This is a genomic window from Flavobacterium sp., from assembly GCF_035456085.1.
Classification (GTDB): domain Bacteria; phylum Bacteroidota; class Bacteroidia; order Flavobacteriales; family Flavobacteriaceae; genus Flavobacterium.
Genome location: NZ_DATIDY010000010.1, coordinates 1 through 14,411, shown reverse-complemented (window position 1 = coordinate 14,411; position 14,411 = coordinate 1). Strand labels below are relative to the sequence as shown.

At 33.6% G+C, this 14,411-nt stretch carries 9 protein-coding genes; 5 read left to right on the top strand and 4 right to left on the bottom strand.

The window, feature by feature from the left end:
- Positions 1–690, bottom strand: a 690-nt coding sequence (locus tag VLC96_RS00720) for a TonB-dependent receptor plug domain-containing protein (RefSeq protein WP_325260072.1), incomplete at its 3' end; no start/stop codon positions are given.
- A 219-nt stretch (positions 691–909) separates the two neighbouring features.
- Between VLC96_RS00720 and hpt the strand changes: the two genes are divergently transcribed.
- From hpt to VLC96_RS00695, 5 genes are all read left to right on the top strand, one after another.
- Positions 910–1,443, top strand: coding sequence for a hypoxanthine phosphoribosyltransferase (hpt, locus tag VLC96_RS00715; protein ID WP_325260071.1), 534 nt, complete (start codon positions 910–912; stop codon positions 1,441–1,443).
- A gap of 30 nt (positions 1,444–1,473) precedes the next feature.
- Positions 1,474–2,046 (top strand): adenylate kinase, encoded by a 573-nt coding sequence (locus VLC96_RS00710; RefSeq protein WP_325260070.1) that lies wholly within the window; start codon positions 1,474–1,476, stop codon positions 2,044–2,046.
- Positions 2,047–2,291: 245 nt separating this feature from the next.
- A complete protein-coding gene (locus VLC96_RS00705; protein WP_414655555.1) occupies positions 2,292–3,515 on the top strand; it encodes a hemolysin family protein in 1,224 nt (407 codons plus the stop codon).
- A gap of 145 nt (positions 3,516–3,660) precedes the next feature.
- Positions 3,661–4,662 (top strand): GTPase ObgE, encoded by a 1,002-nt coding sequence (gene obgE, locus VLC96_RS00700; RefSeq protein WP_325260066.1) that lies wholly within the window; start codon positions 3,661–3,663, stop codon positions 4,660–4,662.
- A gap of 382 nt (positions 4,663–5,044) precedes the next feature.
- Complete coding sequence (locus VLC96_RS00695) at positions 5,045–7,189, top strand: S46 family peptidase (RefSeq protein ID WP_325260064.1); 2,145 nt, start codon at positions 5,045–5,047, stop codon at positions 7,187–7,189.
- 143 nt (positions 7,190–7,332) lie between these two features.
- On the opposite strand, the gene VLC96_RS00690 is transcribed toward VLC96_RS00695, so the two are convergent.
- The 3 genes from VLC96_RS00690 to VLC96_RS00680 all read right to left on the bottom strand — a co-directional run.
- A complete protein-coding gene (locus VLC96_RS00690; protein ID WP_325260062.1) occupies positions 7,333–8,322 on the bottom strand; it encodes a glycosyltransferase family protein in 990 nt (329 codons plus the stop codon).
- Positions 8,323–8,341: 19 nt separating this feature from the next.
- The gene (locus VLC96_RS00685) at positions 8,342–9,157 is read right to left on the bottom strand and encodes a UDP-2,3-diacylglucosamine diphosphatase (protein WP_325260060.1); all 816 of its coding nucleotides are present in this window, start codon (positions 9,155–9,157) and stop codon (positions 8,342–8,344) included.
- Positions 9,158–9,748: 591 nt separating this feature from the next.
- Positions 9,749–14,411, bottom strand: a 4,663-nt coding sequence (locus VLC96_RS00680) for an alpha-2-macroglobulin family protein (protein WP_325260058.1), incomplete at its 5' end; no start/stop codon positions are given.

The window sequence follows — 14,411 nt, the reverse complement described above, 5'->3', positions numbered from 1 at the left end:
CAATTCGCCAGCCAAAGTAATTCCTTCCCGATTATAAGCGCTATTTTCTCTCCAACCGTCAGTTTTAAGTTTATGGTAACTTAAATTCAAGCTTCCTTGTTTTTCATTTAAACTATAATTCAAGCTATTTTTTAATAAGCCATAAGAACCAGCAACAGTACTTATTCCGGCACTTTGTCCAATTTTTTTAGGGAGTTGGGGTGAAATCAAAATCGCGCCACCCAATCCAGCTCCATAAACACTCGAAAGCGGACCTTTTATAATCTCAATTTGGTTCAGATTTTCAAGATCAATATCGTCAATAACCGTTTCACTATTTCCGGAAGTCAGCGGAATATTGCCATAAAAAGCTCTGATTTTATTAGTTCCATACGGAGTTCTTGCGCCAATTCCTCGAATAGAAATTCGGGTGGTTGTAAAATTCGATGACTGCATAAAAACACCCGGAATCGTATTGATCACAGTACTAATATCCGTCATATTATTTTGCAGTAAATCTTTTTTGGATAAAACACTAATGGAAGCTGGTGCATCTTGCAAATTCTTATTAATATGCAACGGACTGATTAAAACTTCCTCGAGATTTTCAGTTTTAAGCGAATCAATAGTGTCACTTTTTTTATTTTGCGCCTGAGTGTTAAAATAACACAACACTAGAAAACAGAGGAAATAATATTTTTTTTGGATCATAATCCGTTGATTCAAATTGTTATACGCATAAAAATCCGAAAAATTACAACAATAAAAGGAGCAACAATTTAACAAATTATAAAATATTTAAAAAGAATTGATTTATGAATATAACACCATATTTAACAATCCAAAAAAAGTACCCGCTACTATTTAATTTGATACTGACAGTTTGTTTGTAATTCTGTATCTTTGCGCATTATTTCAAAAGTAAAAATAATGATACAACTTCACGATAAACAATTTGTTCCGTTTATTTCAGCCAAAGAGATAAACTTTGCTATCGAAAAAATGGTAGCTCAGATACAAGATGATTTTTTTGATGAAACACCAATTTTTATTGGAGTTCTAAATGGTTCTTTCATGGTGGTTTCCGATTTTTTGAAATTATACAAAAAACCATGTGAAGTTTCTTTTATCAAATTAGCTTCTTATGAAGGAACATCTTCTACAGATTCAGTTAAACAATTAATTGGTTTAAACCAAGATTTAACGGGACGCACCGTGATTGTTTTAGAAGATATTATCGATACAGGAAACACATTAGAAGAGCTGAAAAGATTATTTAAAAGCCAAAATGTAAAACATTTTAAAATCGCAACTCTTTTCTTCAAACCAGACGCTTTCAAAAAAGATTTAAAAATTGATTATGTCGGAATTCGAATTCCAAACAAATTCATCGTTGGTTATGGTTTAGATTACGATGGATTAGGACGCAATTTACCAGAAGTGTATCAATTAAAAGAAGAATAAAAACTAGTAAAAATCAATTATAAAAAAGGAATGATCAATATCGTTTTATTTGGAAAGCCAGGAGCAGGAAAAGGTACTCAGGCAGAATTCTTAAAAGAAAAATACAAATTAGCACACATTTCAACAGGAGACGTTTTTCGTTACAATCTAAAAAACGACACTCCATTAGGTAAAGAAGCGAGAGTATATATGGACGCTGGAGATTTAGTTCCAGACGAATTAACAACTAAAATGCTTATTGATGAGGTAAACAAACACTTGGATTCAAACGGAATTCTATTCGACGGATACCCAAGAACCATTTCTCAGGCGCAAGCATTAGACGCATTTTTACCAACAATTGGTTCAAGCGTAACTGCAACTATCGCTCTTGAAGCAGATGATAATATTTTAGTTGCAAGACTCCTTGAAAGAGGAAAAACAAGCGGAAGAGTAGACGATCAAGACGAAGAAAAAATCAGAAATCGTTACCAAGAATATAATGAAAAAACCGCTCCACTTATAGGGTATTACAAAGATCAAAATAAGTTTCATGCAGTAAACGGAATAGGAACTATTCAGGAAATTACAGAGAGACTTACTGCAATTATCGATACTTTATAGGAGCAATCTCCAGCTGTACGTTACAAGTCACAGCCATAAAATAACTATTTTTCTATGTCATAAAAGGAGCTTCCTTTGGTCGCTCTTTTATGACAAGAAAAATTAGTTTTTTATAGCCATGAGCTTTTCACTTCCATCTGGGCTAGGAATACAGGAATCGACACAGTTCAAGTTATAAACGAATCATCTAAACATTGGAAATAGTAATCATATTTTTTCTAATACTCTTAAACGGGGTTTTCTCTATGTCTGAAATCGCATTGATTTCGGCCAGAAAAAACAGATTGGAAACCGCAGCAAAAAAAGGGAACAAAAGTGCCCAAACGGCCTTAGATTTAGCCAATTCACCCAATAAATTCTTGTCAACGGTACAAATAGGAATTACTCTTATTGGTATTCTTACAGGTATTTTTAGTGGTGACAAAATCACTGCCGATGTAGAAGCATTTGTAAAAGGTTTCCAAGCATTGGTTCCTTATGCACATTCCATCGCTGTTGGGATTGTGGTTGTGGTGCTGACATTTTTTTCATTAGTATTAGGCGAATTACTTCCTAAAAGAATTGGATTAAATTATCCAGAAAGTATTGCCAAAGCAGTTGCAGTACCAATGAAAGTGGTTTCGATAATTACAGCTCCGTTTATTTGGTTATTGACCACTTCAACTGATTTTCTGTTAGATGTTTTACACATAAGACCTACCGCAGACGGAAAAGTAACCGAGGAAGAGATAAAAGCCATCATCAAAGAAGGAACCGAAGGCGGCGAAGTTCAGGAAATTGAACAAGATATAGTAGAACGTGTTTTTCATATCGGTGATAGAAAAATCAATTCGTTAATGACGCATAGAAAGTCAGTGGTACTTTTGCCTTTGCATGCTGATAAAAGCAAAGTAAAAGAATTTATGCTCAAAGAATTGCATTCAATTTATCCTGTTTATGGGGAAAATCACGATGATATTGTGGGAATCGTCAACTTAAAAAACATTTTTGCAAATGTTGATAATGAGAATTTCAATTTAAACGAAATTCTTACCGAAGCCCCATTCATGATGGAACAAACCACTGCTTATAAAGCTTTGGAACAATTCAAGAGAACGGGAATCCATTATGCTTTGGTTTCCGATGAATATGGCGTTTTTCAAGGAATAATTACGTTGAACGATATTTTGGAAGCACTTGTTGGTGATGCTTCCGATTTCTATAAAGATGATTTTAAACTAATTGAAAGAGAGGACGGAACTTGGATGGTCGATGGGCATTATTCATTGCATGATTTCCTTACTTATTTTGAATTGGATGATTTGATAAACGATTACGAAGTAACTACAGTAAGCGGATTAATAATGACTGAATTATCACATATCCCAAAAGAAGGAGAAAAGTTGATTTGGCAAAAATTTGTGTTAGAAGTCATCGATATGGATGGCGTGAAGATTGATAAAGTATTGGTGAAAGCCTTAAAAGATTAAAAAAAATGGTTTAAAAGTTTAAGGGTTTAAAGGTCTAAGAGTTTAAAGGTTTATGGATTAGCTGGTTTTCAACTAACTTTAAACAATTTTAAATTTTTAAACAATTTTAAACTTTTAAGATGCTTTAAGCTTTAAACAAAAGAAAATGACAGAGGGAAATTTTGTAGATTACGTAAAAATATATGTTTCTTCCGGAAAAGGAGGAAAGGGATCTACGCATTTGCATAGAGAAAAATTCATCCAATATGGAGGTCCAGATGGTGGAGATGGTGGTCGTGGCGGACATGTTTATTTGGTGGGAAATAAAGGACTTTGGACTTTATTTCACTTAAAATTTGCTCGTCATATCAAAGCTGGTCACGGAGGTGATGGTGGTGGAGATAGAAGTACCGGAGCTGATGGTGAAGATCAATACATCGAAGTTCCATTGGGAACTGTGGTAAAAGATAAAGAAACAGGCGAAGTTTTATTCGAAATCACTGAAGATGGGGAAAAACGAATTCTTTGTAAAGGAGGAAAAGGAGGTTTAGGAAACTGGCACTTTAGAAGTTCAACCAATCAAACGCCACGTTATTCTCAACCGGGTTTACCTGGTGCAGAAATGGATGTGATTCTGGAACTTAAAGTTCTTGCTGATGTAGGTTTAGTAGGTTTTCCAAATGCTGGAAAATCGACTTTATTATCTGTTTTGACATCTGCGAAACCAAAAATTGCGGATTATCCGTTTACGACTTTAAAACCAAATCTTGGAATTGTGGCTTACAGAGATTTTCAATCTTTCGTAATTGCTGATATTCCTGGAATTATTGAAGGTGCTGCCGAAGGAAAAGGTCTTGGACATTATTTTTTACGTCACATTGAACGTAATTCGACTTTGTTGTTTTTGGTTCCTGTGGATACTCCAAACATCAAGCAAGAGTACGATATTTTGGTGAACGAATTGACCAAGTATAATCCAGAGATGCTAGATAAGGAAAGGTTGCTGGTGATTTCAAAAATCGATATGCTGGATGATGAACTGAAAGCAGAATTAAAAACACAATTAGACAAAGAATTCAAAGGTATTCCTTATTTATTTATTTCATCGGTTGCCCAACAAGGTTTAACGGAATTGAAAGACAAGCTTTGGAAAATGCTTAATGAATAAAAGATATTATTTTTATAGAGAAAGGTGTTCTAGCAATAGAGCACCTTTTTTGTTTATTCTTGTAGTATCAGAAAGTTAACTGGAAAAAAGGCTTTCCAAAAATGCAAAATCTTTCCTAGCTAGCCCTGATCGTAGTGAAAATCCTTGTTGACCGGGGTTCGGGCAACAAGATTGTAACGTAGAGCAGGAACCCATATTTCCTGAAAATGCCTTTTCTTCCGCTTCTAAAAAAAATAGTAATTAATTTTTAGTTTACATATTGTCAATAATATTAAATTCTTAAAAAAAGACCAAAAACTCTTATATATATTTAATTTTTAAGGCTTTTGGAATTGTGTAATTATGAAAATGAAGTATATTCGCAGTACTTAATTAAATTAACATGAAAAAAATAATTTTATTCTTGACCATGTGCTTAATGGCTTTTCCGGTGAGAGCTGATGAGGGGATGTGGTTTTTGATGTTTATCGAAAGATTGAACCATAGAGATATGGAAAAAATGGGCTTGCAATTGACAGCCGAAGAAATTTATAGTATTAATCATCATAGTCTTAAAGACGCTGTTGTGCAATTTAATGGAGGTTGTACGGCTGAAATAGTTTCAAAAGATGGTTTGGTTTTGACCAATCACCATTGTGGTTATAGCGCCATTGCTGAGCTTTCAACAGCAGAACAAAATCATTTGAAAGATGGTTTTTGGGCCAAAAGCCGTTCGGAAGAATTGAAACCAAAATCGTTATATGTTCGTTTCTTTGTTCGTATGGACGATGTTTCTAAAAGAATTTTATCTAAAGTAAATGATAAAATGACCGAAACGGAAAGAAACAAAGTGATTCAGCAAGAAATTAATTTGATTGAGAAGGAAAATAGCGAAGGCGGAAAATATACGGTTTCTGTTCGTCCTTTTTTTCAAGGAAATGAATATTATTATTTTGTTTACCAAGATTACACCGATGTTCGTTTAGTGGGAACACCTCCTGAAAGTGTTGGTAAATTTGGTGGCGATACTGATAATTGGGAATGGCCTCGTCAAACTGGGGATTTCTCAATGTTTAGAGTGTATGCTGATAAAGATGGAAATCCTGCAACTTATTCTAAAGAGAATGTGCCTTTGCAACCAAAGCATTATTTGCCAATCAGCATTAAAGGAGTTAAGGAAAATGATTTTGCGATGATTTTGGGATATCCTGGAAGAACAAACCGTTGGATGCCTGCTGGTGGAATCGAGCAAAACGTGAAATTTGCTTATCCTGCTTGGGTTGAAGGTGCCAAAACCGGAATGGACCAAATGAAAAAGTATATGGATAAAGACGCAACTGTGCGTTTACAATATGCTTCTAAATATGCTTCTACGGCTAATTACTGGAAAAACCGTCAAGGTATGATTGATGCTTTAACAAAAGCTGGAACTGCAAAAATTAAAGCAGCTCAGGAAGCAAAATTCAATGCTTGGGCAAATAAACCTGAAAACAAAGCAAAATACGGAAATGTAATTGCCACGATTAATAAATATTATGCAGAAACGAATTTGAAAGCGCGTCATGATAATTATTTATCACAGTTGTTACGTACCTCTGCTTATGGAGTTGCGCCATCAAATATCGGAAATGCATTGATTGCTTATTATAAAGAAAACGAGGCTAAGAGAGATGAAATGCTTCCTAAAATTACTGCTGCAATTGAAAATGTTTATGGTAATTTTTATGCACCAGCTGAAAAAGATATCCTTACTGCACAATTAAATTTATACGCTGCAAAAGGAGCTGAATATGGTTTAGCACCAGAAGTAGCTAAAATGAAAGCAACTAACAATGGTAATTTTTCAACAGATGTGGATGCAGCAATTGCTAAAAGTATTTTTGCTTCCAAAGAAACTTTAGCGGCTTTCATGAAAGATCCAAAACCAGAAGTGATTGCAACGGATCCTTTGTATATTATCTCTAATGATTTGTTGACAAAATACAGAGCAAAATCTACACAAGAAACTGTAGCTGATGACAATTTTGCTATCGCTTTCCGTGAGTTAGTTGAAGGGTTAAGAGAGTCTAAATTAAATGCAATTAAATATCCAGACGCCAACTCTACATTGAGATTGACTTATGGAAAAGTTCGTGCTTTACCTGCAGACAAACGTAATGATGCCAAAATCAATAACTATACTACAATGACCAGTATGGTGAAAAAGTACAAAGCAGGAGATCAGGAATTTGATTTACCGGCGAGATTATTAGAATTGAATAAGGCAAAAGATTTTGGTCAATATGCTGATAAAGCAGGATATATGCCAATTAACTTTTTGACAGATAATGATATTACTGGAGGAAATTCTGGTTCACCAGTGCTTAACGGAAAAGGGGAATTAATAGGTATTGCATTTGACGGAAACATCGAAGCTATGGCAGGTGATGTTATTTTTGATCCAAAATTGCAAAGAACAATTAACGTTGATATTCGTTATGTACTTTGGATTATCGACAAATACGCAGGAGCAAAAAATATTATTGACGAAATGACGATTATAAAATAATATATATTGTATTTGCGCCTTAGAGATGCACCGTAGAGATGCACCGTAGAGATGCACTGCAGTGCATCTCTACTGCACAATGCATTTCAAACAAAAACCCGGTAAATCTTTTAAGATTTATCGGGTTTTGTATTTTTCATTTCTTAATCATTATACGTATCAAAAAGGAATTCCAAAGTTTCAGGAATATTATTGGCTTTCATAATTGGATATTTTACCCGAGCATTTAGCCAATTCTCAATTTTTAAATCAAAATCATCGCCAACATCATAAAGTACTGGAACCCCTAGTTTTTTGAGAGCAGCAGCATTGCATTCCTGTTCATAATGCTGACGAATAGGAATGCTCAATATTTTTTTGCCAAGATATAAAGCTTCTGAAGGAGTTTCAAATCCACCGCCTGTGATGATTCCTTCACAGTTAATAAGGCTTTTATTGAAATACTCTTGGTTGACTGGATAATAGGTAATGTTTTTGTCGGTACGTTTGGTTTTAATTCCGTTCAAAAACCAATGAAATTGAATGTTTGGGAGTTTGTTGAAAGCTCTCTCTAAACAATCTTGTTGGAACGAAGGCAGATAAACAGTGATATGACCTTTGTTTTTTGGTTCAACATTTACGATTTCATCTTTGATAATTGGAGGGTAAATGAAATCATCATATTTATCAAAATGTAAGCCGATATTTTTTGGTGAAGGCGCATAATGTTTTAGAATCATTTCTCCCATGACGCTTTTCTTCTCGGGTCTTGGCGTGTTAGGTGAAATGAAGCTTGCCTGATGTCCAAATTGCACCGATTTTACTTTTTGCATTTTACAAGCCAACGATGTAATAGAATCAAAATCGTTGATGACGATATCGTAGTTTTTTAATGGCAAAATTCCAGCATCTTTATATATTTGTCTTGGTTTGATATTTTTAGCGATATCCCAGTAATTCAATCCGCCACATTTGCTGTAATGAAGGCTACAACCAGCGCTTCTGAATTTTATAGGTAAATTGATGTCGAGTGTTGCATTGTTCCCACTAAGAAAAAAATCAACTTCGCCATATTTTTGTAGATAAGGATATAATTGTGTGGCTCTGCTAATGTGTCCGTTACCTGTAGCTTGAATTGCATAAAATATTTTCATTTCTGTATATTTTAAAATTTTAGGAGAGAATTTTGTTTACAATATCTCTTTCGGCTTTTTCTTCAAAAGTTTCTGAGTCTGAGTAGTGTTCTCTTTTGTAATGATAAAGACTCCATTTTTGCTTTTTATATTCTAATGCAGTAAGATTTTCTATCCAATCACCACTATTAAGGTACATTACGTTTCCATGTTCATTGGCTATTTGTTTCATTTGTGGTTTGTGAATGTGCCCGCAAACAACATAACTATATTTTTTTTGTATAGCAATTTCGGCCGCCGTGGTTTCAAAATTGGAAACAAAAGAAACGGCTTTTTTGACACTGTCTTTTATCATTTTGGAAAAACTTCGTTTCTCTTTTCCTAACAAAACCAAAAACCAATTGATTAAACTATTAATAAGAATTAACAAATCATAACCCTTTCCGCCAAGTTTGGCTAGTATTTTGGCATAGCCTTGAGTGGAAGAATCGAAAACATCACCATGAAAAATCCATGTTTTTTTGCCATCCAAATCCAAAACGAGTTTATCAACCAATTCAAAATTTCCTAAAATAAAATCGGAGTATTTTCGCAGAGCTTCATCATGATTTCCTGTAATGTAGATTACCCGAGTGCCTAGATTTGACATTTTGATAATCTGCCTCAAGACATTCATGTGTGATGCAGGAAAGTAACTTTTGGTAAAGCTCCAGATATCAACGAAATCGCCATTTAAAACCAATGTTTGAGGGTTTATTGACTTTAAGTATTGTAATAATTCTTTGGCGTGACAGCCATAAGTACCTAAATGAACATCGCTTATAACTACCAGCGGAATTTTTCTTTTTCTTTTCATAAAAAGTTTTTACGAAAGTAAGACCGTAATATTATGGGAATGTGTCTTTAGTATTATTTTTATGATTAATTATTTGGCGGAGATTCACGGAGGCAGCGCTGAGATTCGCAAAGAATTTAGAATGAAAAAAAATGTGCATTTCTGTTTTTCTCTGTGAAATAGTCTGTGAAATCCATATTATGTCTTTGGCACAATCTTGTCATTCTGTAGGAATCTCAAAACGTGAGTAACCAACGTGAGATTCCTACGGAATGACAAAACAGTGCGATTAAAATCCTTTCAATATGTTAGTAAACCTGTCGGATTTAATCTTCTTATGATCTTCCTAATACTAACCCGTTGGGTAAAATTATTTTTAACCACATAGAAACATAGAATCTATAGTTCTCAAAAAGAATTTGATAGTCGTCTCACTTATCACATAGTCTATCTATGTGAAAAATAGGCCTATTTCTACTCTTCTTAATGATTTACTATTAAATCTATGCATCTATGTGGTTTGTTTTTTGTTCAAATTTGACCCGAGCGACAGTTTCACCCAACGGGTTAATGCTAATATTTTTTAAAGCATTTAATTTTTTTGTTTAATTTTTACTCAATCCTCACCCGTATTCCTTTAGTGTGACTACTATATTCCGGAGCATACATACTCTCAATAGTGGTGATTCCGTTAGAGAAATTCCCGGTGTTATTGACGCGAATATCATATTCCAGCACATAAGTTCCTTTGTTTATTTGGTCAAAAAAGAAATGAGTTGCTGCATCTTTAGTACTTTTATAAAATCCAAGACCTCCTTTATATTGATAAGAAGAAAGAACATCTATAGGTTCAAAACAAGAAGCTCGCATATCCTTTAAATGTACAAATTCCATGTCTTCTTTGGCGGAAATAATCAGTCTGACAGTCACTAAATCTCCAATTTTTAAACTGTTTTTAGTGGTTATTTTTTGTAATTGATCTCCTTTCAGTGTGCTTTTTTTGATGTACAATTCTTTTGAAACCGATAAGTTAGTGTTTGAATTACTTTTTATCTTATCTAAATCCTCAAAATATTGCCAATAAACTCCACCGAATCCAGGAACTTTCGATTTGTTTTCTACGACAATTGTTGCCATTTCTTTTCTGATTTCGTCGGCTTTCCAGTTGAGTTTAATATAACCGGTCTCGGCTTCTTTTTCGTTTTCAGAAAGTTTTTTAGTCAGGATTTTTGTGTCTCCGATTTTGATGATAGTGTTGTCTTTTACACTTAACCAATCATTGCCTTGAATCAGTAAAGCGTACACAGCTTCGGTAGTTGATTTGGTTGTTGGCCAGTTTTTGGTTTGCTTGTTTTTGAATAACCAAACTTTCATTGCATCGACAGATTTAGTATCGTTATTGATTTCGGCGAAAGCCTCAATTAATAAAGCTTGTGTTTCAATTGGCGCTTGATACCAATACCAACCTGATTTATTTGCAATCCAATACATTCCCCAATCTTCGTTGTTGGATGCGGTTTCTTTTAGGCTTTCGATAATCTTTTTGGCAGTATCTTTTTCGCCAAAACGATTTAAGGTCAGCGCCGCTAATCCTTTTTCGTATAAAGAATAGTTCAACCAATCTTTTTTGGCGGTTTCAAGATATAATTTAGTCGCTTTTTTCAGCGTATCCGAAAGCGGATAATTTTTCAAATAGAAACTTCTGGTATATAAATAATGCAAATCAGAATAAGGAGTTGGCCAAATTAGTTTGTTTGTAGCCTTTAAATCTTTAGTTCTTTGTCTATAATAGTCCAGAAATTTGCTATCAATAAACGGAATTCCTTTTTCTGAAATTTCATCTATTTTTTTGATGGTTTCATCATTTGTATTCAATTTTGACAAATGTCCTAAGCCTGCTAAAATATGTCTGGTAATATATTCGCTTTCATCACTTCCGTCAAACCATGGAAAACCTCCTGACGGTTTTTGTTTTTGTTTTAATTTTTGAAAAGTAACTTCCTGCGAAGTTTTCATTTTTACTAAATCAAAAAGCAAGGCCAGATTTTTTTTCTTTTCATCTTCACTTTGAGCATCGTTTAACCAAGGTGTTTCGGCAAGAATCAACGATTTTAATTCTTCGTTTTCTTCTAATTTAGAATTTAGTTTTCCGTTTTTTCTCCAGGTTTCAAAAACAGTAGCAATTTTTGGATTACTCAAAATAATCTCAGAAGCCAAAGCATTTGCATAAAAACGAGCGAATGTTTGTTCGGCACATTCGTGTTCGTATTCCATCAAATAAGGAAGCGACTGAATTGCTAACCAAGAAGGATTGGAAGTATATTCTAAAGTAAAGAGATGATTTTTTAAAGTCGTTGAATTGTTGTTTTTCAGATTCTCAAAAGTGTATTCTTTTTTAGAATTTTCCCTAACCCAAATCGGAATACTTTCGGTAACGAGCATGTTATTTGTTAGAACCGGAAGTATATTTTCTTCGCCATCAGAGAAGTTTCCAGCTTTTGCTAAAATTTTATACTGAACTCCCTGCAAGCCTTCGGGAACAGTAATTGTCCAATTTGCGGTTGTATTTCCCAATGCAGGAATAGTGAAATTTTTCACGTTTTTTGCATTCAACATTTTGGCGTCGATAGGTTGCATCGTTGTAGCATCAAAAAACTGTAAAAGAGCAATTCCTGTTTTCGCTTCATTGGTCATATTTGAGATTTTGGCAGCAATCACAATCGTATCTTTTTCTCTAAAAAATCGAGGAAAATTAGGCAGAATCATCAAGTCTTTTTGAGTGATAACACTTTTTTCTAAATAACCAGTTACGGCATTTTTATTGTGTGCCAACAAACGAAATTTCCAAGCCGTCAAAGCTTCGGGAGAAGTAAAATTAAGACTTAGTTTTCCTTTGGAATCTGTTCTCAGATTTGGATAAAAGAAAGCAGTTTCAGAGAGATTTTTTCTGGCTTTTACTTGGGTTAAAGCTTCTAATGATTTTTTGGTTGTAATTATTACCACTCCATTTGCGCCTTTGCTTCCGTATAATGCGGTGGCTTTTTCGTCTTTTAAAACATCGACTGAAAGAATGTCAGCAGGATTTAGATTTTGAATGTCTTTCACAATTTCTCCGTCAACAATATACAGAGGTGTTGCTCCGTTTGCTGAAGCATTTCCTCTAATAGTAATTCCATTGACTTTTCCTTGTAACGCACTAACAGCTCCAGTAAGAGATTTCTTTTCCTTTTTCGCATATCCTACTTCTGTAACTTCGTTTAACGTAATAGCAGCAACACTTCCAACACTAATGTCGTTTTGTGTTATTGGTGCATCAGAATCTCCATAAATTGAATTATTAAAATTAAATCCAAACCAATTTAATTGAGTTTCCTCCTTTTGAAGTTTAATTGGCAATGATTCTAAATTTAAATTCCGAATATCCGTATATGTTTTCTCAAACCCTAGACCAGTTCTAAAATTCACCCCATTATTATTGAAGTCATAAAAATTAAGAGCATCCCAATCTTTTATGGTAAACTGGTCTAAAGAACTGTCATACATCGAGGCTAGAATTTCAGCTTCTTTTTGTGTATTTATTGCATTGAGTTTGAAAGACCAATTTTCAATACTTCCTGGTTGGATTTTATTTCTGAAACTTTCTACTGAAAAGTCCATTTTTGGTTCATCAAATTTTAATTCTACTTCTAATTGATTGTTGAAATTTTGATTTTCAAAAACACTTTCGAAACCAAATTTCAACAATTTTTCGAACTCTTTTTGGATCGGAATATTAAGTGTTGCTTGATGATTTTCTAAAATGATATTCTTCTCAAAAAAAGTTTGGTTTTTGTAATTTCCAGTAGTATGAATATGCAAAGTATCCATTACTGAACGAATTTGAATTGTTACAAACCCATCTTTTTTTGGATCTTTATTGATTTGCTCAAAAGTGAATAATTTATTTGGGTTAAATTTGTTTTTGCTTTGTATGATAGAGAATAAAGAAGCAGTTTCAATAGGATTGTCAAAACTGTCTTTTGCAGAAAACACAACAAAATAATTTCCGGATTGATAATTCGAAATAAAATCAAGTACAATTTTTTTGTCTTTTTCAGTATCTATTTTTCTAGAAAAGACTAATGTTTTATTAGGCTCTTTGGAAAAATCAGGATTGTTTATTTCATAAGGAAATAATTTTTCAAAATCGGCATCAGAAATAGTTTTGATTTCAGGTTGTTGAAAAACTCTATTTTTGAATTTATTTGGAAACGGACTCACAAAATACAATTTGATTTCGCCTTTTACGGCTTTAAATTCACCATTCAAATTGGTACTGTTGAGTGTGATTTCATTTTTATTTTTCGTTTCAATTTGTATAGGTATCTGAGCGTTTAAAATCAAATCATGATAACCTACTTTAATAATTGTTTCAGCCGAATGTGTTTCTCCATTGATGTCGGTAACAGTTGCATTCACTCGATAATTAAAAACAGGCAATAGTTTTTTATCGGCATTAGCAGAAGGTTTTGCGACAAAATCAATAGTAAATTTCCCAGAAGCATCAGTTTTGGTTTCGCTGGTAACTAGAATTTCGCTTTGTTCATTGCCATAATAATTTCTGTAAAAATTAGTAAAACGAGTAATTGTGTAGGTTACTTTGGCATCAGAAATTGAACTACCTGCAAATGCTTTGGCATTTCCTTTTACAGTAACGGATTGATTGACTTGAAAGCTTTCTTTTTTGGGTTCAAAAGTCACTTCAAATTTCGGGCGTTTGTATTCTTCGACTTTAAAATAAGTATTGGAGTTTTCTAAATTTACATTATTCCAAAATGGATATTCGTTTTTTGATTTGTCAGTTGAGATAACATCGGGTTTGTTTGCATAAATCCTAAAATCGCCAGTTAAACCACTTGTTGGCAAAACAAATTCACCTGAAAAAGAACCAAATTCATTAGTCGTTACATCAAATTCTTTAAATGTGGAATAATTAGGATCTTGAATGGTTATTTTGAAAGAAGTATTAGGAACGATACTCGATTTGTCGTTCTTTTTTTGAATGGCAATTCCTTTATAATAGACCGTTTGTCCAGGACGATAAATGGCTCGGTCTAAATAAAATTCTACTTTGCCTCTAAAATTTTCATTTTCCTTATTCTCAGAATAGTCATTAGCATATCCAATGTATTCTTTGTTGATTAAAATAGTGTCATTTGTAGAATACAATAGAATTGGATATCGATTGTAATAATTACCGTCTTTTGGTTTGTAGATTGCTAAGCCATCTGCATTG